This window comes from Streptomyces sp. ME02-8801-2C (genome assembly GCF_033793965.1).
Classification (GTDB): Bacteria; Actinomycetota; Actinomycetes; order Streptomycetales; family Streptomycetaceae; genus Streptomyces.
Genome location: NZ_JARAXP010000004.1, coordinates 1 through 22029, shown reverse-complemented (window position 1 = coordinate 22029; position 22029 = coordinate 1). Strand labels below are relative to the sequence as shown.

General features: G+C 68.3%; 23 protein-coding genes and 1 pseudogene. 8 read left to right on the top strand and 16 right to left on the bottom strand.

Annotated elements, in window-relative coordinates; translation table 11 throughout:
• Positions 1–246: 246 nt before the first annotated feature.
• The 4 genes from PV396_RS13560 to PV396_RS13545 are packed head-to-tail and all read right to left on the bottom strand — an operon-like array spanning position 247 to position 5882.
• Positions 247–1248, bottom strand: coding sequence for an ABC transporter substrate-binding protein (locus tag PV396_RS13560; protein ID WP_319204173.1), 1002 nt, complete (start codon positions 1246–1248; stop codon positions 247–249).
• A gap of 19 nt (positions 1249–1267) precedes the next feature.
• A complete protein-coding gene (locus PV396_RS13555) occupies positions 1268–3286 on the bottom strand; it encodes an ABC transporter permease (protein ID WP_319204171.1) in 2019 nt (672 codons plus the stop codon).
• A complete protein-coding gene (locus tag PV396_RS13550) occupies positions 3283–4386 on the bottom strand; it encodes a glycine betaine/L-proline ABC transporter ATP-binding protein (protein ID WP_319204169.1) in 1104 nt (367 codons plus the stop codon). Before PV396_RS13550 ends, PV396_RS13555 begins: the two co-directional genes overlap by 4 nt.
• A 20-nt stretch (positions 4387–4406) precedes the next feature.
• Positions 4407–5882 (bottom strand): aldehyde dehydrogenase family protein, encoded by a 1476-nt coding sequence (locus tag PV396_RS13545; RefSeq protein ID WP_319204167.1) that lies wholly within the window; start codon positions 5880–5882, stop codon positions 4407–4409.
• A gap of 242 nt (positions 5883–6124) precedes the next feature.
• Between PV396_RS13545 and purU the strand changes: the two genes are divergently transcribed.
• On the top strand, positions 6125–7006 hold the full coding sequence (gene purU / locus PV396_RS13540; protein ID WP_319204165.1) for a formyltetrahydrofolate deformylase: 882 nt from the start codon (positions 6125–6127) through the stop codon (positions 7004–7006).
• A 189-nt stretch (positions 7007–7195) separates the two neighbouring features.
• On the opposite strand, the gene PV396_RS13535 is transcribed toward purU, so the two are convergent.
• The 3 genes from PV396_RS13535 to PV396_RS13525 all read right to left on the bottom strand — a co-directional run bounded on the left by PV396_RS13535 (position 7196) and on the right by PV396_RS13525 (position 9033).
• Positions 7196–7624: a MarR family winged helix-turn-helix transcriptional regulator gene (locus PV396_RS13535; RefSeq protein ID WP_319204163.1), complete on the bottom strand. Its 429-nt coding sequence runs from the start codon at positions 7622–7624 to the stop codon at positions 7196–7198.
• Complete coding sequence (locus PV396_RS13530; RefSeq protein WP_319204161.1) at positions 7624–8040, bottom strand: polyketide cyclase; 417 nt, start codon at positions 8038–8040, stop codon at positions 7624–7626. The genes PV396_RS13535 and PV396_RS13530 overlap by 1 nt, the downstream gene beginning before the upstream one ends.
• Positions 8041–8214: 174 nt before the next feature.
• The gene (locus tag PV396_RS13525; RefSeq protein ID WP_319204159.1) at positions 8215–9033 is read right to left on the bottom strand and encodes an NAD(P)H-binding protein; all 819 of its coding nucleotides are present in this window, start codon (positions 9031–9033) and stop codon (positions 8215–8217) included.
• A 63-nt stretch (positions 9034–9096) separates the two neighbouring features.
• Here PV396_RS13525 and PV396_RS13520 point away from each other — a divergent pair, with 63 nt between their 5' ends.
• Both PV396_RS13520 and PV396_RS13515 read left to right on the top strand, forming a co-directional pair.
• Complete coding sequence (locus PV396_RS13520; RefSeq protein WP_319204157.1) at positions 9097–9783, top strand: AraC family transcriptional regulator; 687 nt, start codon at positions 9097–9099, stop codon at positions 9781–9783.
• Between the two features lie 150 nt (positions 9784–9933).
• Positions 9934–11055, top strand: coding sequence for a hypothetical protein (locus tag PV396_RS13515; protein ID WP_319204154.1), 1122 nt, complete (start codon positions 9934–9936; stop codon positions 11053–11055).
• Between the two features lie 79 nt (positions 11056–11134).
• On the opposite strand, the gene PV396_RS13510 is transcribed toward PV396_RS13515, so the two are convergent.
• The 5 genes from PV396_RS13510 to PV396_RS13490 form a co-directional block, all read right to left on the bottom strand.
• Positions 11135–11467: a glyoxalase superfamily protein gene (locus PV396_RS13510; protein ID WP_319204152.1), complete on the bottom strand. Its 333-nt coding sequence runs from the start codon at positions 11465–11467 to the stop codon at positions 11135–11137.
• A gap of 73 nt (positions 11468–11540) precedes the next feature.
• Positions 11541–12686 (bottom strand): methyltransferase type 11, encoded by a 1146-nt coding sequence (locus PV396_RS13505; protein WP_319205494.1) that lies wholly within the window; start codon positions 12684–12686, stop codon positions 11541–11543.
• A gap of 20 nt (positions 12687–12706) precedes the next feature.
• Positions 12707–13570: a radical SAM/SPASM domain-containing protein gene (locus tag PV396_RS13500; protein ID WP_319204149.1), complete on the bottom strand. Its 864-nt coding sequence runs from the start codon at positions 13568–13570 to the stop codon at positions 12707–12709.
• Complete coding sequence (locus PV396_RS13495; protein WP_319204147.1) at positions 13554–13772, bottom strand: hypothetical protein; 219 nt, start codon at positions 13770–13772, stop codon at positions 13554–13556. Before PV396_RS13495 ends, PV396_RS13500 begins: the two co-directional genes overlap by 17 nt.
• Positions 13769–14032 (bottom strand): hypothetical protein, encoded by a 264-nt coding sequence (locus PV396_RS13490; RefSeq protein ID WP_319204145.1) that lies wholly within the window; start codon positions 14030–14032, stop codon positions 13769–13771. The genes PV396_RS13495 and PV396_RS13490 overlap by 4 nt, the downstream gene beginning before the upstream one ends.
• A 103-nt stretch (positions 14033–14135) precedes the next feature.
• Between PV396_RS13490 and PV396_RS13485 the strand changes: the two are divergent.
• Together PV396_RS13485 and PV396_RS13480 are read left to right on the top strand one after the other, a co-directional pair.
• Positions 14136–14976: pseudogene (locus tag PV396_RS13485) on the top strand (helix-turn-helix domain-containing protein).
• On the top strand, positions 14973–15182 hold the full coding sequence (locus PV396_RS13480; protein ID WP_319204143.1) for a DUF397 domain-containing protein: 210 nt from the start codon (positions 14973–14975) through the stop codon (positions 15180–15182). The pseudogene PV396_RS13485 and the gene PV396_RS13480 overlap by 4 nt, the downstream one beginning before the upstream one ends.
• Positions 15183–15229: 47 nt before the next feature.
• On the opposite strand, the gene PV396_RS13475 is transcribed toward PV396_RS13480, so the two are convergent.
• Both PV396_RS13475 and PV396_RS13470 read right to left on the bottom strand, forming a co-directional pair.
• Positions 15230–15649, bottom strand: coding sequence for a PIN domain nuclease (locus PV396_RS13475; RefSeq protein WP_319204141.1), 420 nt, complete (start codon positions 15647–15649; stop codon positions 15230–15232).
• A complete protein-coding gene (locus PV396_RS13470; protein ID WP_319204139.1) occupies positions 15649–15903 on the bottom strand; it encodes a type II toxin-antitoxin system VapB family antitoxin in 255 nt (84 codons plus the stop codon). Before PV396_RS13470 ends, PV396_RS13475 begins: the two co-directional genes overlap by 1 nt.
• A gap of 568 nt (positions 15904–16471) precedes the next feature.
• On the opposite strand from PV396_RS13470, the gene PV396_RS13465 reads away from it, so the two are divergent.
• The gene (locus PV396_RS13465; protein ID WP_319204137.1) at positions 16472–17425 is read left to right on the top strand and encodes a class I SAM-dependent methyltransferase; all 954 of its coding nucleotides are present in this window, start codon (positions 16472–16474) and stop codon (positions 17423–17425) included.
• Positions 17426–17743: 318 nt separating this feature from the next.
• On the opposite strand, the gene PV396_RS13460 is transcribed toward PV396_RS13465, so the two are convergent.
• Both PV396_RS13460 and betA read right to left on the bottom strand, forming a co-directional pair.
• Positions 17744–18589, bottom strand: a complete 846-nt coding sequence (locus PV396_RS13460; RefSeq protein WP_319204135.1) for a methylenetetrahydrofolate reductase — start codon at positions 18587–18589, stop codon at positions 17744–17746.
• Between the two features lie 3 nt (positions 18590–18592).
• Positions 18593–20266 (bottom strand): choline dehydrogenase, encoded by a 1674-nt coding sequence (betA, locus tag PV396_RS13455; RefSeq protein WP_319204133.1) that lies wholly within the window; start codon positions 20264–20266, stop codon positions 18593–18595.
• Between the two features lie 201 nt (positions 20267–20467).
• Here betA and PV396_RS13450 point away from each other — a divergent pair, with 201 nt between their 5' ends.
• Entirely contained in the window at positions 20468–21214 is a 747-nt protein-coding gene (locus PV396_RS13450; protein ID WP_319205492.1) for an IclR family transcriptional regulator, read from the top strand.
• A 120-nt stretch (positions 21215–21334) separates the two neighbouring features.
• Positions 21335–21898 carry a cysteine hydrolase gene (locus tag PV396_RS13445; protein WP_319204131.1) on the top strand — a complete coding sequence of 188 codons (564 nt, stop codon included), beginning with the start codon at positions 21335–21337 and terminating at the stop codon, positions 21896–21898.
• The last annotated feature ends 131 nt before the right edge of the window (positions 21899–22029 follow it).

Below are 22029 nucleotides of genomic sequence, written 5' to 3'. Positions count from 1 at the left end.
CCCCAGACCCCGCTCCTCAAACGCCGGAGGGGCTGAAATACCAGCCCGTCCGGCGTTTGAGGACGAGCGCGTTCAGCGCGACAACGGGGGTTCGGGGGCAGCGCCCCCGATGGGGGTCCCCCCTCTGGGGGAGGGACGGGTAGGGGCGGCGGGGGCGAAAAACGCCAATGCCCGGCAGGCGGCGCACCCGTACGTGCGCCACCCACCGGGCAGCCATGCTCAACCCACCTCAGAACACTCGAGGCATCACTTGATCCAGGCGTCCACCTTCGCCCGGTTCGCCTCAACCCACTTCTTCGCCGCCGCCTCCGGCGTCATCTTGTCCTCGGCGATGTACTTCGCGACCGTGTTCTGGTCATCGTTCGTCCAGCTGAAGTTCTTCACCAGGTTGTACGCGGGACTCCCCGACTTGGCGAACTTCGTGCTGACGATCTTGTCGAGCTTGTACACGGGGTAGTCGCACGCCACCTTCTCCAGGTCGGCGTCACACCCCTCCTTGTACTCCGGCAGTTTGACCTTGACGAGCGGCACCTCGGCCATGAACCACTGGGGCTCGTAGAAGTAGCCGATCACCCATTCCTTGTCCTTCTCCGCCTTGCGGAAGGCCTGGATGAGCGCGGTCTCGCTGCCCGCGTACACCACCTTGAAGTCCAGCTTCAGGTTCTTCACCAGCGCCTCGTCGTTGGTGACGAACGACGGGTCGCCGTCGAGGAGCTGGCCCTTGCCGCCCGACTCGGAGGTCTTGAACTTCGCCGCGTACTTGTCGAGGTTGTTCCAGTCGGTGATGTCCGGGTGGGCCTTGGCGAGCCACGGCGGCACGTACCAGCCGATCAGCCCTTCGTTGCCGGTCGCGCCGGCCTCGACGGCGGTCTTCTGGTCGGTGATGTACTTCTTCTTCAGGTCGGGGTGGCCCCAGTTCTCGATGACGGCGTCCACCTCGCCCGTCCCGAAGCCCTGCCAGGCGATCTCCTCCTTCAGGTCCTTCTTGGTGACCTTGCACCCGAGGTCCTGCTCCGCGACGTACGCGACGACCGCCGCGTTCGCCTCGTAGCCGACCCACGGGTTGACCGCGAGGTTGAAGGTGCCGCACTTCGCGGAGGAGCCGGAGGACCCGCCGGACGACCCCCCGGAGGTGCCGGAGCCCGAGGAGTCGTCGCCGACCTTCGCGCCGCCGCAGGCGGTGAGGGTGAGGGCGAGGACGGCCATGCCGGCCGCGCCGACTCTCCACTGTGTTGCTTGCCTAGCCATGGTGGTAGCTCCTTACGCTTTACGCGCCTGCACGCCGCGCCGCTGCCTGAGTGATCCGGTCGAACATGACTCCGAGAAGGACGATGGCCAGCCCCGCCGCCAGCCCCTTCCCGTACAGCTGCCCCTGCGAGAAGCCGGCCACGACGTCGTAGCCGAGGGCGCCCGCGCCTACCAGGCCGCCCACAACAACCATCGACAGCACGTAGATCAGGCCCTGGTTGGTGGCCAGGGTCAGAGCGCCGCGTGCCATCGGCAGCTGGACCTTGGTGATGATCTGCCAGGTGTTGCACCCGGCGGAGGTGGCCGCCTCCACGGTGGCCGCCGGCACGTTCCGTATCCCGTCCGCGATGATCTTCATGGCGACGGGGGCCGCGTACACGATGGCGGCGACGATCGCCGTGAAGCGGGTCGCGCCGAACAGCGCGAGGAACGGTACGAGGTAGACGAACGGCGGCATGACCTGTGCCGCGTCCAGGCTGGGCCGGATCACGCGGTCCGCGAGCGCGCTGCGTCCCATCCACACGCCGAAGACGACGGCCAGCAGCATCGTCATGACCGTGGCGAAGAGCGTGGACGCCAGGGTCGTCATGCTGTCCGACCAGACACCGGTGGCGACCAGCAGACCCACGCACACCGCCGTCGTCACCCCGGCCCGCCAGCCGCCGAGCACCACGCCGATGCCGATCAGGACCGCGCCGACGAGCCACCAGGGCGAGTCGGTGAGCAGGGTCTGGAAGGGGTTGAGCAGACCGTTGGTGAGGGAGTCCCGGAAGGCGTTCGTGAGGCCCGACAGGTTGTCCTGCACCCAGGTGCTCGCGGTGTCGGCCGCCTTCGCGACGGAACTGCCGACATCACCCTCGCCGGGGAACTCCGCCGCCCACACGTAGGTGTGCGAGAGGTAGACGAGGACGGCCGCGACGGCCGCTCCCGCCACCACCAACTGCCGCCGACGGGCGAGCAGTCGGCCGCCCGAACGCCGGGCCGCCTCCTCACGTCCGCTCGCCGCGGTGGTGACCCGGTCGAGGACGATGGCCATGATGACGATGGCGAGGCCCGCGTTGAAGGCCGTACCGACGTCGAGCGACTCGAGGGCCTGCATGACGGTCTTGCCGAGGCCGGGCGCGTCGATCAGGGCGGCGATGGTCACCATGGCGAGGGCGGCCATGATCGTCTGGTTGACGCCCATGACGACCGTCCGCTTCGACATCGGCAGCAGCACCTTCAGCAGCGACTGCCAGCGGGTCGCGCCCAGCGAGTCGGCCGCCTCGACGGTCGTCTCCGGCACGGTCCGGATGGCGTGCGCGGTGATACGGATCGTCGGCGGGGCCGCGTAGACGACGGTGGCGATGGTCGCGGAGGCGCCGCCGATGAGGAAGAACAGGGTCAGCGGGGCGAGATAGACCATGGTGGGCATCGTCTGCATGAAGTCCAGCAGCGGTGTCATGACCCGGTTGAACCGGTCGGACAGCCCCGCCCACACGCCCAGCGGGATCGCGAACAGCAGCGCCACGAACACCGCCGACAGTGTCAGCGAGAGCGTGTCCATGCTCTCCTGCCACAGCCCCTGCAGCCCGAAGAAGACGAACCCGGCCACGGTCAGCAGCGCCACCCGCCAGTTGCCCACGGCCCACGACACGAACCCGGCGATGCCGACGACCCCGAGCCAGCCGATCTGCGGCAGGGGCCGGGAGTCGGACGGCTGGGAGATCAGATGCTGGACGAGGGTCACCAGGTTGTCGATGACCAGGCGGATCTCGTTGAAGAAGTAGAGGAAGAGCGGGTTGCTGTTGCGGTTGGCACCGATCGAGTCGTTGACGTCGTTCAGCCACCGGTGCAGCCAGGTGAGGTCCGCCGCCGCGAGCGGCAGCGTGTTCGTGCCGCGCAGTACGGCGAACAGCACCAGCCAGACGACGAGGATCGCCCCGACCACCACGCGCCGGCTGACCCGTCGTACGGCGGCGACGGGCGCGGTCCCGGCCACGGTGTCCGTCTGCTGTGTCGGCTCCGGGGCCGGGGGTTTCTCCATGGCGACGGTCATCGCGCGTCGCCTTCCTGTCCCTGTCCCTGCCCGGCGACCACCGCGAGGATCTCCTCGTCGCCGACCAGGCCGATCAGCTTGCCGTTCTCGACGACCTTGACCGGCCTCTCGGCGGCGAGGACAGCCCGGGTGGCCTCCCGTACGACGACGTCCGGACCCAGTTCGGGACCGTCGAGGTCGTCGCCGTCGGCCGGCGGGCGCATGATCCAGCGCAGGGTGAGGACGTCGGCGCGCGGCACGTCCTTGACGAACTCGCGTACGTAGTCGTCGGCGGGCGCGCCCACCAGCTCGTCGCCCGTCCCGCACTGGACCATCTTGCCGTCGCGCATGATGAGGATGCGGTCGCCGAGTTTGAGGGCCTCGGAGAGGTCGTGGGTGATGAACACCATCGTCTTGCCGACCTCGTGGTGCAGCCGGATGACCTCGTTCTGCATGTCGCGGCGGATCAGCGGGTCGAGCGCCGAGAAGGGCTCGTCGAAGAGGAGGACCTCCGGATCTCCGGCCAACGCCCTTGCCAGGCCCACGCGTTGCTGCATACCGCCGGAGAGCTGGTCGGGGTAGGAGTTCTCGTACCCGGACAGGCCGACGAGCTCGACGACCTCCAGGGCGCGCTTGACGCGCTCCGCCCGGCTCATCCCGCGTATCTCGAGCCCGAAGGCCACGTTGTCGACGACCCGCCGGTGCGGCAGCAGCCCGAAGTGCTGGAACACCATGGAGAACTTGCTGCGGCGCAGCTCGCGCAACCGCTTGTCGTCGGCGTCGCGGATGTTCTCGCCCTCGAAGACGATCTCACCGGCGGTCGGTTCGATCAGCCGGGTGAGACATCGCACCAGGGTCGACTTGCCGGAACCCGACAGACCCATGACCACGAACACCTCGCCGGGCGCCACGTCGAAGTCGATGTCGCGCACGGCGGCGGTGCATCCCGTACGGTCCATCAGCTCGCGCCGGGTGAGCCCGCACAGCTCCTCCGACTCCGGGACCCGTTCCGCCTTCGGTCCGAACACCTTCCACAGGCCGCGCACGGAGATGACCGGCGTGCCGTCCGAGCCCTGGGACGTGCCGCGCCGCTGCGGCACCTCGGTCTGTACTGGGGTCACGATCGACCTCTTTTCGGCGTTCAGCCGCGGAACCAGTGCTGCGGCCGGGGTTGGATGTTCTGCCATATGTGCTTGGGCTCTCGGTACTCGTCCAGGCCGCTCGGTCCCAGCTCCCGGCCCACACCCGAATGCCCGAAACCACCCCACTCCGCCTGCGGTACGTAGGGGTGGTAGTCGTTGATCCACACGGTGCCGTGGCGCAGCCGGCGCGCGACCCGCTGGGCCTTGCCGGCGTCCTGCGTCCACACCGCCCCGGCGAGCCCGTACTCGGTGTCGTTGGCGATGCGTACGGCGTCGTCCTCGTCCCCGTCCCTGAACCGCTCGACGGTCAGCACGGGCCCGAAGGACTCCTCGTGCACCACACGCATGTCCTGGGTGCACTCGTCGAGCACGGTGGGCGGGTAGTAGTGCCCGTCGGCGAGCGCGGGATCGTCCGGCCGCTCACCACCGCACCGCAGTACGGCACCCTCGGCGATACCGGCCGCGACATACGCCTCGACCTTCTCCAGATGCCCGGCGGAGATCAGCGCACCGGTCTCGGCCTCGGGGTCGAAGGGCCCACCGAGCCGGATCTGCCGCGCCCGCCGCACGACCTCGTCAACGAACCGATCATGAATCGAATCCTCGACAATGAGCCGCGCACCGGCGGAACAGACCTGCCCGGAGTGCAGGAAGACGGCGGTGAGGGCGAAGTCGACGGCCGCCTCGAAGTCGGCGTCGGCGAAGACGACGTTGGGGTTCTTGCCGCCGAGTTCCAGGGCCACCTTCTTCACGCCGGCGGCGGCGGTGGCCATGATGCGCTTGCCTGTCTCGAGCCCCCCGGTGAAGGAGACCATGTCGACGGCGGGGTCCTCGGAGAGCGGAGCCCCCACCTCGGGCCCGGCACCGAGCACGAGGTTGCCGACCCCGGCAGGCAGCCCGGCCTCGGCCAGCGCGCGCATCAGCAGGATGGAGGTGGAGGGGGTGAGCTCACTGGGCTTGAGGACAAAGGTGTTACCGGCGAGAAGAGCCGGAGCGACCTTCCAACTGGCTTGCAGGAGCGGATAGTTCCAGGGAGTGATCAGCCCGCAAACCCCCACCGGCTCGTACACGACCCGGCTGACGGCGTCATCACGTCCGGTGTCGATCACGCGGCCGGCGTCCGTGCCTCCGATGCCGCCGTAGTGGCGGAAACAGGAGACGACGTCGGCGATGTCGTACTCGCTCTCCACCAGCCGCTTGCCGGTGTCCAGCGACTCGGCGCGGGCGAACTCCTTGGCGTCGCGTTCCATGATGTCGGCGGTGCGCAGCAGCAACTGGCCGCGCTCCCGTTCGGGAGTACGCGGCCAGGGTCCGGTGTCGAAGGCGCGGCGGGCGGCGGCGATCGCGGCCTCGGCGTCGGGACGCGTCCCTTCCGAGACGGTCGCGGCGAGCCTGCCGTCAGCGGGACATCGGATTTCCCGGCGGCCACCGGAAACCGGCTCCCGCCATTCACCGTCCACGTACAGGTCTGCCACGCGCCAAGCCTTTCAACTGAAATTCGTTGCGCATCGTGCACCCAATTGCTTGTGGTGGAACACCCTGGCGAATGTGCAGACATACGTCAAGTAGTTGGCGGATGACGATTTCGACAGGCTGCCCCGGTGTGCACAGTTGCGCGCGCGCAGTCGCCCGGTCGCCCTTGACCGGAGCGGCCACCGCGCCGACCATGTTGCGTATCGCTCACCATGTTGTGCAATACGCACCAACGGAGGCTGACGTGTCCCCCAAGTTCCCTCGCCCGGTAGCCGGCAGTGAGTACGTCCTCACCCTCTCGTGTCCCGACAGCTCGGGGCTGGTCCACGCCGTGAGCGGCTTTCTCGTCCGGAACTCGGGAAACATCCTCGAGAGCCAGCAGTTCGACGACCGGCTCCAGGGCCGTTTCTTCATGAGGGTCCACTTCGATGTTTCCGATCCGGACGCGACCCTGGAAAACCTGCGTTACCGATTCGGCCCGGTCGCCGAGGCGTACGGCATCTCCTGGACCCTGCGGGACGCGTCGACCCCGACCCGCACCCTGATCATGGTGTCCAGGTTCGGCCACTGCCTGAACGATCTCCTGTTCCGCCGCCGCACGGGCGGCCTGAACATCGAGATCCCGGCGATCGTCTCCAACCACCGCGACTTCGAGGGCCTGGCGGAGAGCTACGGCATCCCCTTCCACCACATCCCGGTGACCCGCGAGACCAAGCCGGAGGCGGAGGCACGCCTGCTGGAACTGGTCCGGGACCTGAACATCGACCTGGTGGTACTGGCCCGCTACATGCAGGTCCTCACGGACGACCTGTGCAAGGAGCTGGAGGGCAGGGCGATCAACATCCACCACTCCTTCCTCCCCAGCTTCAAGGGAGCACGCCCGTACGAGCAGGCGTACGACCGCGGAGTGAAGCTGGTGGGCGCGACGGCCCACTATGTGACGTCCGACCTGGACGAGGGCCAGATCATCGAACAGGACGTGGTGAGGGTGGACCACTCCCTGGACCCGGGCGAACTGGTGACGGTGGGCCGGGACGTGGAGGCACAGGTGCTGGCGCACGCGGTGAAGTGGCACAGCGAGAGCAGGGTGATGGTGGAGGGGAACAGGACGGTGGTGTTCCGCTGAGTCGCTCGTATACGGAATTTCCCCACCCACCCACCCGTCTCGGCACGCTTCCCAGGCGCCCTCGACCGTCCCCGCTGACGGCGTCGCCACGTGCCTGGCCGGCCGGCAGCCCGGCCTCCGCCGGTGCGCGCAGATGCCACCGACCGGTGGGGTCGGGTGCGGTGGCCTGCGCTTGTCGGCTAGGGCGTATCAGGATTCGGGATGAGCCAGGCGGCCGAGCAGGGCTACCGCGTCGTCGAGGGGTACCGGCTGGAAGAACCGCTCGTCGGCGCGCTCAACGGCGGCAATCGCGCGTGGGGCCAGGTCGGCGCCGGCGTCGGTGACGCGCAGCCGTTTGGCACGGGTGTCGGCCGGGTCGACTTCACGCTCGATAAGACCTTTCTGTTCCAGGGTGCGTAGGACCTGGGAGGTCATCTTGACGTCGGTGCCGGCCTGGCGAGCGAGAGCCAGCTGGTTGGGATGCTCGCCCTGGGTGTTGAGCCACCAGGCGCAGGCGAGCAGAACGAATTGCACATGGGTGAGACCGAGCGGGGCCAGAGTCGTGGCGATGTCACGCTGCCAGCGCAGGGTGGCATGCCACAGCAGAAACCCGGGGCTCTCGCCGGGACTGAGGGGCATCAGCGCAGAGCCAGCTTGACCAGCGAGGCCAACGTGTCGGGCCAGTCGGCGGTGATGACCGGGCCGATCTGCGGGCCTGCCTCGAGGGCGCCGTTACCGGTGATTTCCATCCGGTACACCACCCGGATCCGGTCGTGGTCGATCCGGTCGATCCGGTGGGTGGTGCGCAGCAGCAGACCGTCGAAACCGGCCTCGTCCACGAACAGTTCGTCTTCGACCGCCTCGGCGATGCGCAGCAGTACCGGGTCGTCCCCGGGCGGTGTCATCGTGATCTGCGTGCCCGCCGCGAACGGGCCACTCATCTCGATCTTCTCGATCTCGGCGTTCCAGGTGCCCCAGTTCTCGACGTCGGCCCAGAGACGCCAGATCGCCTCAGGGGTGGCGCTGGTCTCGATGCTGTGCTCGTACTCCCACATGCGGGGCCTCCTTGACCGGATAATGTGTCCATAGATTATCTCCGCAGAGAATATCTGTCCAGTGGTGCACGGACCCTCATCCCGCTGTGCCTCGATCGCCCACCCGAACCACCGCCCGCGCCCGCACCACCGAGGAGGCCCTGGCCCACACATGCGGCAGTCGGCGGCAACGAGTCACGGCATTGCCGCGAATGCCTCCCGATGGTCGCGTGCCCACCGCCCGAACGTGCCCGCCGGCCGGCCGAGCACCTGCTTCACGTGGTCCGTGGCGTAGGCCGCACCGCCGGCGCGCGCCCAGCCGATGCCAGTACTCATCCCGGGCGGCAAGTGGTCGAGCACATTCGTATCGGTGATCTTGACTGGCCGTTCCAGCACGTCCTCCAGGATCGCCGCCTGGTCTGCGAACGTCAGCAGCTCGGGCCCGGTCAGGTCGTACCGCTGCCCGTCGTGCACATCGCCGGTCATGGCGGCGACGGCGACCGCGGCCACGTCCCTCGGGTCGACGACGGCCTGCCGGGAGTCGCCAACCAGGTTCGGGATCGGCTCTCCGGCCTGGATCAGCGCCCGGTACCACAGGAAATTCGAGGCGAAGCTCGGCGGGCGAAGCATCGTCCACCCGAGCCCGCTGGCCTCGATCGCCTCCTCCGCGGCGAGGTGCCACGCGCCGACGGTCGCCCCGTCGAATCGCTCGCCGCTGCCGATGGCGGACAGCTTGACGATCTTACGGACGCCCGCTGACCGCGCGGCCGTGACGAGGGCGATGTCGTGGTCCGCGGTCGGTACGGGGGGCACGGTCACAAGGAAGACCGTGTCGACGTCGGCCACCGCGCGCGCCAGCGACGCCGGGTCGTCGAAGTCGGCCCGCACCCCGTCGGCCCGCACCCCGTCGGGCCGCTCGCGGCGGGACATCGCCCGGAACGGCAGGCCCCGCTCGGCGAGCAGACGGACGACATGACTACCGATGGTGCCGGTGGCACCGGTAACAAGGATCATGTCCCGACGATGACAGCGCTCTCACACCGCGTGATAGGAAGTTTCGGCACTATCGTGGGCCGCGTGAGTTCTCTGATCGTGCCGCCTGCCCTTGCACGTTGGGTGGCCGGGATCGACGTCGCCACGGCGACCGGTTCGGCGGCGGTCGACGTGCCCGATCACGCCACCACACTCATCCTGCGCACCGACAAGCGCGAGTTGATCGTCATGGGCCCCCGCACCCGGGCCGCATATCACGTCGCCACACCCGGCAACTCGTGTGTGCGGGTTCGTATGGTGCCGGGTCGTGCCCGAGCCCTGCTCGGACGTTCGCTGAATGGTCTCGCCGACGGCGCCCTGCCGCTCCACGAACTACCGGGCCTGGACATCGACCAGCTCGCCGCCGACCCGGTCACCGCTCTCGAAAAGGCATTGGCCGACCGCCCAGAACCGTCGGACCGGCTCGAAGAGGCGGCACGTCTACTGGTCGGCGCCACTGTCACCGCGACCGCGGCCCGGTTGTACATCAGTGAGCGCCGCCTGCACACCCTGTTCACCGACGCCACCGGCTTGTCCCCCAAGCACTTCGCACGCATCAACCGCGTTCGCACCGTGCTCGCGGCCGATGCCAACCGATGGGCGGACATCGCCTCGGCGGCCGGCTACTACGACCAATCCCACATGACGGCTGAGTTCCGCCACTTCATGGGTGTCCCACCGGCCGCGTTCACCGCGGGTCGGCGCCCCGCCGCGACTTTGTGCACTGCCTGAGTTCCAAGACACGGCAGAAGGCACAGGTGCGCGACCTCCAAGCCGCAGACCTTCCGCGTGGCCGTCCTCAGTACGAAGAGGCCGTCGCACATCGGTTGACGGTCACACAACGGCCAACCACATCCAGGACGTTGCTGGCAGAATGCCGAGATGGAGTCGATCTTGCGCGCCGCCGGGAAACTGCTGGACGTCGAGTTGTCCGGCCCGGTCGACCTGGGTGGCAGCTCGCGCAGCACCGTGGTGCGCTGCGAAACGGCCGGTGGCGGCACCGTGATCGTCAAGGCGTTCGGCAACGAGCCGGACTCCCTGCGCTGCTTCACCGCTGAGGCCGCCGCACTCTCCCTCGGCATCGCCGGTCCGAAGCTCCTGGGGGTGGACCCCGAGGCCCCCCTGCTGGTGATGGAAGACCTCGGAAACGCCCCGACCCTGGCGGACGTCCTGCTCGGGAGCGATCCGAAGGCCGCGGAAAGCGGGTTGCTGGCCTGGGCCCGAGGGCTCGGGCGCCTGGCTGCCGAATCAGTGCACCGGCGTGCCGATCTCACACGGCTGCGGTCCCAGTACGACAAGGGCATGGCGCCGTGGGGGGACGAGCCATGGATCGCGCAGAGGGCGACTGAACTGCTGGCGCAGCTCGAAGGCGCCGGAATCGATGCTCCACCCGGCCTTGCCGAGGAGTTGGCCGGGATCGGGACGGCGGGCGGAGAGGAGTATCCGGCGTTCACCCCGGGCGACACCTGCCCCGACAACAACCTGCTCACCTCGGAGGGCCTGCGCCTGATCGACTTCGAGGCGGCCTCCTACCAGTCGGTGTTCCTGACAGCCGCGTACTGCCGGATGCCGTTCTCCAGCTGCTGGTGCGTCTTCACGTTGCCGGCCGGGTTGGCCGCGGAGATCGAGCAGGCGTACCGCGCGGAGGTCGTCGGCGTCTACCCGGCTCTGGCGGAGGACGAGGTGTGGCAGGCGGGCATGCGACAGGCAGTGGCGGTCTGGACGGTGGACGCGACAGCGAGGATGCTGCCCCGCACCGCAGAGGACGGCCCGCTGCACCGGACTCGACGCCCGGTCCCGACGAGGCGCCAACTGCTGAGGCACCGCTGGGAAATGGCAAGCACGCTGGAGGAGTTCCCGGCGTTCGCGGAGACGATGCGGTTGCTGTTGCGTGAGATCGCCGGGAGCTGGGACGTGGCCCGGCTGCCGGGGTATCCGGCCTTCGAAAACCGAGGGCCGAGCCGACCGCTCCGGACACCGACCGATGTGCCGACGTCCGGCTGACGGTCCGGCGGGACAGGATCCACCGAATGTCTGCCGGTCCTGTTCCTGATGGCCTGTGCCCCATCACTGCCGCCCAGGGTCATTCCGTCGGCGTGCCGATCCGAAGCCGGTTGCCGTCAGGATCACGCAGCTCGATCTCACGCGCCCATGGAGCGTCCTTCACCTCCACACCGAACTCGGAGGCGACGGCCTCGACATCACGAACGCGGAGGTAGACCAACGTGTCGGGGCGGGCGTCGCCCTTGTGCTCCGACAAGAACAACCGCACCCCGGCCCGGACGACCTCCACGAACGCGGGAAGTTCGGGTTCGAAGCGGTGTTCCCACTGCTTGGCGAAGCCCAGTCGCTCGTACCAGGCGACGGCCACCGCAACGTCCTCGACGCGAAGAATGGGAATGACTTCCTCGTCCATGACACCATCGTCGCAGACTGCCCAGACCCAACGTCGCCTGATGTCGCCTGATGCGGCACCAGCCCGCCGGGGCCTACCGGGCGCCCACAGCGGCGTGCCACTTCCCACGAGACAGATGGCACACCCCGTCAGGCGTGATGCGAACCTGAGCTCCGAGCAGCGGCAACGCCCCTTCCGTGTTGAGGCGGTTGCGGATGCGTTCCAGCGCGGTCCATAGCCGTTGCGGTCCGCTCTGGTGGACCTCCGGCGGGTCGGTCCACTCGGCGGACGCCCGGGCCCATGAACCGTCCGCGTGGACGAGGAACGCGGTACGGGTCCGGTCGCGCTGTTCGTAGGCAAGTTCTACGCCTGGCGTCGTGACCTCCAGCATGGATCGCAGTTCCCATGCGTTCAGCACGTCCACCACGGGATAGCGGCCGGTGGTGGTCTCGTCCCCGTCTGACTTTCGCGCGGTGGCGAACAACTCGGTGAGAGCTGGCGGGTAGTCGTCCCCGGAGCGCGTGAGCATGAACCCGGCGGTGTCGCGTTCCACCCGCCCCACCACATCTCCGCTGGCCTGCTTCCAGCCGGTGATGATGAGAGAAGTCCGCTCGAGCGTTGTCGCGATCCGTCCGCCCGTGGCAAGGGCCGCGAGTACGGGACGCAGGCCCGGTCCAGCAGGCAGCCCGACCGTGGAGACGATCCGTTCGTACGTGCCCGGTACGCGCTCCGTCACGTCCGCGGTGACGAAGTTGGGGTGCAGTCCGATGTTGGCGAGCCGGGAAGCCGCCGCGTTGGTCAGGTACGCGTCCACGTCCAGACTCGTCACATACCGGTCCCCGATCCGACAGGACGCATACGCCGTGAGGCCGCCAGCTCCGGTGCCGAGGTCCAGCAGCGACAGCCCCGCGCCGAGTCGCCCATGCCGAAGCATCCGGACCACCAGGCTCGGCAGCGTCGCGGACGAGGTGGGCAATCCCTCCGGACGGTCACCCGGCATCGCGTGATCGGCATGCAGACCACCGACCCTGGTGACCAACGACCGGTCCGCGTAAGCGGCTTCGGCCCATGCGTCCAGGTCGTCTCCCCCCTCTCGGAGAGCCCACGCACCCGAGTCGTCGACCTCCCACCAACGCGGGACCAACTCATGCCGGGGTACGGCCGCCACCACCGGAAGCCACCGGGAATCGGGGTCTGCCACCTGGTCGGCGAGCCTTGCCGCTCTCTTCTCCCAATCCATGCCGCCGAGCCTCTCAGCCATCAGTACGCCGGGTCACACGCTTCGGTGCTCGCGGGGTCACAGTCGCCCGAGTCGTTCGGGGTGCACGCGACGCGCGGGGCGGGGACGCTCGCCGAAAGTTGCGCCCACCCCGGGCCTCCGAGCAAGTCGGCGAGCCGGGTTTTCCGCACGTTGCCCGCTGGGAAGTCCCGCGACAGCACGCATCCGGCAAGATCTCCGTTGGGAAGAACCGCCGCACGTCCTCGTGTACATCGCCCGCACATCTCATCCAGTGTCGGCGACTGCCCCGGCAAAGCGGCACGTCCCACCGCACGTGCCCGGTCCGTGTTGATGAGCGTCACCCCCATGGATTCCAACTCTGCCCGTGCTTCGACGACGCGTTGCCCCGGCAGGATGTCCACGATTCCGGCACGCACGATCACGCCACGGTTGATGGCCTCCCGGATATTGCACCGTGTACGGACATAGCTACCCGGCCTCCCCGTGACTCGGTCGTGCTCCCCGGGGTCATCGCTGTAGTAGCTCGTCCCAAGGGTGACCCCGTCCCGCATGAACAGGTCCCACCACATGGGGTTGACGTTGAACAGGTTGGAGTACACCTCCACATGCAGCCCGAGCGAGAGCCCGAGTTCGGCGAACTCCCGCCACTGCGGGTGCGCTGTCGGCTCACCCCCGATGAGCTGAACGGTCCGGATACCGAGGGCGGCAGCATCGATGATGACCGTACGCCAGTCCTCCGGGGTCATATCCCCATGGGATGCCTGCGGGCTGGACTCGGACAGGCAGTGCACACAGGCCAGTTGACACTTGCCGGTGATCTCCAGCTCAAGCGACCGGACATCGGCAAGCGGTTCGCGGGTGGGCGGCTCAATGAGCGTCGACATTCTGGTTTCCTTCGGTGTGGGTGTGCCGAGAGCCGACCCGGTGTCGAGCGCGCAGCACGCGGCAGTCGGTCGCCTTGCTCGCGTCCCCTTCCGCTCTGGCAGCGGCTTCGGCCCGGTCGAGTTCCTGGCAGTCAGGACAGTCAACGAGTTCGGCGTGCGGCGCTGCTGAACCGGCGGGCTCGACGAGGTTGTTGTGGGTCACGCGACCTCTCCCCGGCTTCTGGCGTTCTCGCGCGCCGTCCTGGCGCTGAGACGCTCGGCGGGTGTGGCGAGGCGGACGTGCTCGGGCTTCGCCTCCCATTCGGTTCCGCCGCACACCGGCCGCAGGAACCAGTGCGGGCCGGCGACTCCACGGAACTCGCCCACGCAGTCACGGCCGATGTCCACCATGAGCGTGCCGGGTTCCGGAACGTGGGCGGGCCGAAGCCGCTGTCCGCTTGCGGGAAGGTTCTGCACAGCCATCACGACTCCCCTCCGTAGTCATTCCACTACCAAGCGAGTTCATCGTGGTCTACAGTCAGTACCTCTTCAACTTGTGGGCCACGAACGGAGAGTTAGCCGGAGAATGGTGAATCGCAAGGAACTGAATCCCGAGACCAGCCCGCAAGCCGCCTTCGGCGCTCGCCTGCGCAGGTCCCGGGAGGCACACGGATGGACGCAGGAAGAGCTCGCCCCGAAGCTGGGGTACTCCAGCACGCATGTCTCGGCCGTGGAAACTGGTCGCAAGATGCCAACTCTCCGCTTCTCGCGGAGCGCTGACCTTGCCTTCGGGACCGGCGACACGATCGACACGTTCGAACGCCTGTGGCGCGAGATCCGCCACGGCAGCCTGCTGGAGGGCTTCCCGGAGTACGTCGGGTACGAGGCCCGGGCGGTAGAGATCCGGCTGTACGAAATCGGCATCATCCCCGGCCTGTTGCAGACCCCGGAGTACGCGCGGGTATTGGCGGACAGCGCCGTGCGGCGCGGTGCCATCACTCCTGAACAGGCCGATGAACGTGTCTCGTTCCTGGCGGAGCGGCAGTCGGCGCTGGCAAGGCCCCGCCCCCCCCATGATGTTTGTGACCATGGACGAAAGCTGCATCCGCCGTCCCATCGGCGGGAACTCCGTCATGGAGGCCCAGCTGGCACGCCTGGTCGAGTTCGCCGAACTGCCGAACACGCTGCTACAGGTGGCACGGTACGAGATCGGTGAGCGTCGCACGTTCGATCTGCCCGTGAATCTCCTGACCCTGCCGGATCGGGCCGTGGTCTGCTACGCCGAGTCCCAAGCTCAGGGGCATCTGGACCGAGAGAGCACCTCCGTGATGCCCATGCTGACGGCCTACCATCAACTACAGGCCGAGGCGTTGTCCCACACGGCATCCGTGGCGATGATCAACCAGTTACGAAAGGGCACTCCGTGACCACCGACTCCCCCCGCTGGTTCAAGTCCTCCTACAGCAACAACGGCGGCAACTGCGTCGAGGCCGCCACCAACCTCGTCGCCTCACACGGGGTAGCTCCCGTCCGCGACTCCAAGAACCCGACCGGTCCGGTTCTCGACATCGCCGCCGCCTCGTTCGTCACGTTCGTGGCGGGCGTCAAGGCCGGCGGGTTCGACACCGTCTGACAAGACCGGCCCGAGGGGGCGTCCGGGGGCGGCGGTCCTCGATCTGCTCAGCGGTCGGCGCTGCCGGGCGGTACGACCCATTCGGCGGGCTGGCCGGTGAGGGAGGCGATCATGTCGAAGTCGCCGTCGTAGTGGAGGACTGTCCGCCGGTGCAGTTCCGCCGTGGCGGCGATCAGCAGGTCCGGGAGGGACAGCGCGCGATGGAAGCCCGCGTTGAGAGCGTGGCGCTGGACTTCCAGAGCGCGGGCGAAGGTCTGGTCGTCGGTGTGGAGGTAGTCGAAGGCGTGGAGCCAGGTGCTGATCCGGGTCGCCTCTGAGCTGTCCCGTGCGGAGTGGATCATCTCGTACTCGGTGGGTCGGCACACCGCGAGGAGGTACCGCTCATGCAGGGGCTTGAGTACATCCTTGACGTTTGGTTTCACCCAGCGGGCCAGGGCGGACTTGTCGACCAGGTAGCCGTCCTGCATCAGGCGACCCGGGCTCCGTCGCCGTCGCCGGTGTGTTTGAGAGAGCCGTCGGCGTTGCGGGGGCCGGTGTTCTCCACGATCTCACTGAAGTCGAACTCACCGGCCTCGATGGCGTCGAAGCCCTCCTGTCGAAGGTGCCTCTTGACGGCGTCCTCCATGGCGAGGCGGACAGCTTTGGCCTTGGTCTTGGTGCCGAAGATGCGCATGGCCTCGATGACCATGTCTTCGTCGAGGTCGATGACGGTTCTGGCCATGCGGATGGTCCCTTCGCGAAGACTTGCGCCACGAAAACGATACCATTGACCGGCGGAAGTAGATATCATTTTGGTCGAGACTCGAAGCGGTGTCGGTCGCTGTCCTGCGAGCACGACATCGAGGACCTGGCCGACGCCGAACCGGAGACATCCGCTTCCGCCCCTACCGCCTTCCCGCCGCCTCGCCGACCATGCCGCCGCCGATGGCTACGCGTCGACGCGACCTGGCCCTGGGCAGCCCAGGGCCCAAGCGTTCACCACCTGCCGGCAGCGGCTCACCGCCCTCCCGGCCATCACCTGACGGCCGGGCACCACTCCGGCAAGGACCAGGAAGGAGGAAACCGGCAGCACTCCGGGCCCGTGGAGCCCGCCGCACCCGCGGCGTCACGCGACGGCCCACCTCGAACGGCCCGAGGACACTACGGGCGAACTGTCGATCAGGTCAACCACCCAGTCCCGCTGACGAATCGAGGTTGAGCGTCCCGTGGCCCAGACGTCATGTGTGCTTCGCCTGTCTGGTGGGCTTCCGACAGTTGTGGGCCAGCTGTGGGCGCCCTAGCATCCAGAGATGCCGCTTCTCACCAGCAGAACTGCCCGGCGCACTCTGCGCCCTTTAGCCGACCTCATAGATCAGCGCATAGAGCGCCATGTCCGCCGCGCCCTCCGGGACTACTCGACGGTCAGGAACACCTCGGATGCGGCGCTGCAGGAGGAACTGCAGAAGCTGCAGCAGGAACTGCAGAAATCGCGCAGCCGCCTGCGCCCCCTGGAACTGTTCTTCGACGGCACCGGGCGCGGCATGGCCCGGCTGCCGTCCGCGCACCACATCGACCAGGCGATCGACGAGCTGGCGCAGGTCACCGGGGACAAGGACGGCTCCGAGCGCAATGTCGCCCAGGCGTTCCGGCTGCTCATCGCGATGGAGGCGCTCGGGGTCGGCCGTATCGCCGGCGGCACGATGAACATCGTCGGCAAACTGTCGGCCGTACCGCTGCTGGACCCGCCGAACGACGAGGTCCTGGAGATCGGCACCCTGTACGGGATGTTCGGCGCGGCCCTGATCCGGATGCTGGAGCGCGCCGGTCGGGAACCGAAGCTGACGATCGTCGATCCGCTCGCGGGCACCCAGTTGCAGCCCGGCGCCAGCATGCGCGACGACGCCTCGGGCGCTCCCGTGCAGGGCTCCGCGGTGCGCGTCAACTTGGCGCTCGCGGGCGCGGCCGGTGCGGCGACCCGGGTCCAGCAGGGCTTCTCCGAGGATCCGGAGGTGCGCGCCCTGATCTCCGACCGTTCCTACGGCGTGATCATCGTCGACGGCGACCACTCCGCCGCCGGTGTCGCGGCGGACCTGGAGTGGGCCGAGCAGATCATCGCGCCCGGCGGCATCGTCGTCCTGGACGACTTCGGGCACCCCAAGTGGCCGGGTATCAAAGAGGCCTTCGAGAAGCACATGGCCGGCGAGACCCGGTTCACCTTCCTCGGCCATGTGGCGCACTCAGGGTATCTGAAGGCCTCGGCCTGACAGGCTTCGCCCCGAAGAAGACCGGCGCCGGGCCTGCCCCGTCCCCGTGCCGACAGGACGGCAGAGTAGGCGGGGCACGGAGAGTGGTAGAGGAGGTCATAGCGGCCGTCGGGCCGCCATGACCTCCTCTACGGTGTGATCACTTGGTCGACGGGGTGGGCAGCTTGCTGCCCTTGAAGTCCGGCGCGTCGGCGCCGGGACGGGCTCGGCGGCGGCGCGGTGCCGGTCGGCCGGGTAGGCGCCCACCGCCCGGTCCAGGGTGTCACCGTCAACAGCCTCCAGTAACGCACCGCACCCAGGGCGCCCACGAGGCGACCCTCAGCCGCCCAACCGTTCCAGCACAGCGCGCCGCCAACGCTCCGTCTCCGCCACCTGGTTGAACGTGAACAGGTGCAGCCCCGCCACCCCCGCACCGGGCGCCGTCAACGCCCCCTCCGCACGCGAAAGCAGCCGTTCCGGCGAGTACCCCCCGGGCGCCGCGAACCGCAGGAACCACAACGGGTGCCGGGTCAGGAAGCGCGTCGACTCGCCCACGCCGATCTTCGTGGCCATGGACAGCAGCTTCGCCCGCTGCACGGGCCCCGCGACACCCACGTACACCGGCAGCGAGACATCCCGGCGCCGCACCCGCGCCACCCACTCCCCCAGCACGCGCGCGTCGAAGCACAGGTTGCTGACGATGTACGTGGCGTGCTCGCGCTTGTCCCACATGGCCTGGATGGTGACGTCGTCGTGGATGAGCGGATGGCTCTCCGGGTATCCGGTGACGCCGACGTGCGTGAACGGGCTGCCCAACTCGCCCAGCCTGCGCAGCACCGGCAGGGCACTCTCGTAGGACCCCGCGGCCGGATTCGCGTCACCTGCGGGCACGAAGACATCCCTCACGCCTGTCTCCCTCAGCCGGTCGACGACGTCCTTGAGATGCGCGTCGTCCCGCAGCAGCCGGGCCGGCACATGCGGGACGACGCGGTAACCGTGCGCCGCCAGTCGACCGGCGAGGTCGAGGGTCGGCTCCAGCCCCTTGACCGGCGACGCCGTCACCGTGACGACGACATCGCGCGGGACGTGGGCGAGGACCTTCTCCTCGGTCGCCTTGGCGGGCAGCACCTCATAACGGACGCGCTCCAGCAGTTCCCGGAGCCCCCGCAGTTCCGACTCGGCCAAGGTCTACCCGGCCTGTTCGGCGTCACGCAGACGGTAGTACGCCGCTTTGGAGGCCGGCAGCGGCTGCTTGCCGAGGATCAGGTCGGCGGCCTTCTCGGCGATCATCATCACCGGCGCGTAGATGTTGCCGTTGGTGACATAGGGCATGACGGAAGCGTCCACGACGCGCAACCCGTCCACACCATGCACCCGCATACTCCCGGGGTCGACCACCGCCATGTCATCCTCCGCGGGCCCCATCTTGCAGGTGCAGGACGGGTGCAGAGCCGTCTCGCCCTCCTTGGCGACCCAGTCGAGGATCTGCTCGTCCGACGCCACCTCGGCCCCCGGCGAGACCTCGCCGTCGTTGTAGGGGGCGAGGGCGGGCTGGTTGAGGAGCTTGCGCGCGACCCGGATCGCCTCGACCCACTCCCGCCGGTCCTGCTCGGTGGAGAGGTAGTTGAAGCGCAGCGCCGGATGTTCGCGCGGATCCTTGCTCTTGATCTTCACCGAGCCGATGGCGTCGGAGTACATGGGGCCCACGTGCACCTGGTAACCGTGGCCGCCGGCGGGCACCGAGCCGTCGTAACGGACCGCGATGGGCAGGAAGTGGAACATCAGGTTGGGGTAGTCGACGTCCTCGTTGCTGCGCGCGAAGCCGCCTGCCTCGAAGTGGTTGGTGGCGGCGGGCCCCTTGCGGAACAGCCACTGCAGGCCGATGAAGGGGGCACGCCACTTCGCGAGATACGGCTGCATGGACACGGGCTGCTTGCAGGCGTACTGGACGTACACCTCCAGGTGGTCCTGCATGTTCTCGCCGACCCCGGGGAGGTCGTGGACGACGTCGACGCCCAGGGCGCTCAGTTCCTCCGCGTTGCCGATGCCCGACAGCTGGAGGAGCTGCGGGGAGTTGATCGCGCCGCCGCAGAGGATGACCTCCTTGGCGCGGACCTGCTGGGGTGCCCCCTTGCCCCGCTGGTACTCGACGCCGACGGCCTTCTTGCCCTCGAACAGGACGCGGTTCACGAACGCACGCGTCCTGACCGTGAGGTTGGGCCGCTTCCGGGCGGGCTTGAGGTACGCCTTGGACGCGGAGAGCCGGCGTCCCCGGTGGACGTTGCGGTCGAACTTGGCGAAGCCCTCCTGCCGGTAGCCGTTGACGTCGTCGGTGGGCGCGTACCCGGCTTCCTCGGTGGCCTTGAGGAAGGCGCCGAAGAGGGGGTTGGTGGCGGGGCCGCGTTCGAGGACGAGGGGGCCGTCGTGGCCGCGGAACTCGTCGTCGGGGTCGGCGGCGAGACAGTTCTCCATGCGCCGGAAGTACGGCAGGCAGTGCGCGTAGTCCCAGCTCTCCATGCCGGCGTCGGCCGCCCAGCGCTCGTAGTCCATGGGGTTGCCGCGCTGGAAGATCATGCCGTTGATGCTGCTGGAGCCGCCGAGTACCTTGCCGCGCGCGTGGTAGATGCGCCGGCCGCCCATGTGGGGTTCGGGTTCGGACTCGTACTTCCAGTCGTAGAAGCGGCTGCCGATGGGGTAGGTGAGGGCCGCGGGCATGTGGATGAAGACGTCCCACGGGTAGTCGGGACGGCCGGCCTCCAGGACCAGCACCTGGTTCGCCGGGTCCGCGGAGAGCCTGTTCGCAAGTGCGCTGCCGGCCGATCCGCCGCCGACGATCACGAAGTCGTATTGCAGGGGAGCCATGATCTCTCGTCTCGCTCGCGCCGTAGATACGCGAGGCATGCTAATCCAGTCGCGTTATGCGCACCAGGTTGCGGGACGCGCAACGTGCAAGGTCTTGGTTTCAGAGCTGTTACTTGCAGCAGTGTTTTTTACTGCGCGTATAGTTTCGCTGTGAGCAACCACAGCACAGAACCCGAGACGTCCACTTCACAGGCCGGCGGAGTGCAGTCGGTCGACCGCGCGATCAGCGTTCTGGAAATTCTCGCCCAGCGCGGCGAGGCAGGCGTCAGCGAGGTCGCCGCCGAGATCGATGTTCACAAATCCACCGCATTCCGGCTGCTCGGCGCACTGGAGGCACGCGGTCTCGTGGAGCAGGCGGGCGAGCGCGGCAAGTACCGTCTCGGCTTCGGCATCGTGCGGCTGGCCGGCGCGGTCACGGGCAGTATCGACATCACACAGCAGGGCCGTCCGGTCTGCGAACAGCTCGCGGAGGACATCGGCGAGACGGTCAACATCGCCGTGCTGCAGGAGCACTACGCGGTCAACCTGTTCGAGGCACGCGGCCCGGGGGCTGTCAGCGCGTACAACTGGGTCGGCCAGCTGACTCCCTTGCACGCCACCTCCAGCGGCAAGATCCTGCTGGCCCACCTCCCCGCGAAGGAGCGCGCCGCGCTGCTGAACGGGGCCGGCCTGCAGAAGGTGACCCCGCACACCATCACCGCGAAGACAAAACTGGAGAAGGACCTCGCGGAGGCGCGCGAGCGGGGGTACGCGTGGACGCAGGAGGAACTGGAGATCGGCCTGCACGCGATGGCGGCACCGATCCGCGACCACACGGGTGCGGTCGTGGCGGCGGTGAGCGCGTCGGGGCCGTCGTACCGGTTCACCACTGAGCGGTTGCACGAGATGGCGCCGCTGCTGGTGAAGGGTGCGGGGGAGATCAGTCACCGGATGGGGTATCTGGGCTGAGTTCGTCGGGCGCGAGCTTGCTGGGGGCATGTCGCGCCCCGCGGCAAAACCGCAGATCAGAGACCTTGCCTCTACCTGGACAGCATTAAGTGTTTTACCAACGGGGAAGGGAAGGCGAGCATGGCGAACAGCGCACTTCTGGTGATGGACGTCCAACGGGATGTCGTGGCCATTGCCGACGACGGTTCCGGATATCTGACGCGCCTGCGCAGGGCGATCGACGGTGCCCGGGCTGCCGGCATCCCCGTGATCTACGTGCGGCTCGGCTTACGGCCGGGCGATCCGGAAGTCAGCCCTCGCAACAAGGTGATGACGAACGCCGTGCGGGCAGGCCTGTTCACCGAGGGCGCCCCCGGCACCGAGATCCATGACGACGTCGCACCCCAGCAGGGCGACGTGGTGGTGACCAAGAGGCGCGGGAGCGCGTTCTCGGGCAGCGACCTCGACCTGGTGCTCAGGGCCCGCGATGTCGACAGTCTCGTTCTCACCGGCATCGCCACCAGCGCTGTGGTGCTGTCCACCCTGTGGCACGCCGTCGACCTTGACTTCGGCCTCACCGTCCTGGCGGACGCCTGCCTCGACACCGACGCCGAGGTCCATCGGATGCTCACCGAGAAGCTGTTCCCGCAGTGGGCGGATGTCCTCGCCGTCGACGACTGGCTCAAGGCGATCGCACCGCGATAGCGGGAGCCGTCCGAACCCCCTCCCCCACCCCCAGGACCTGTCCGGCCGATCATGTCGCAGACGCGGGGTGTGGCACGCACTCCCCCAGAGGGGGGACCCCCAGCCGCGTTGTCGTCGGTTGCCGACGCTCC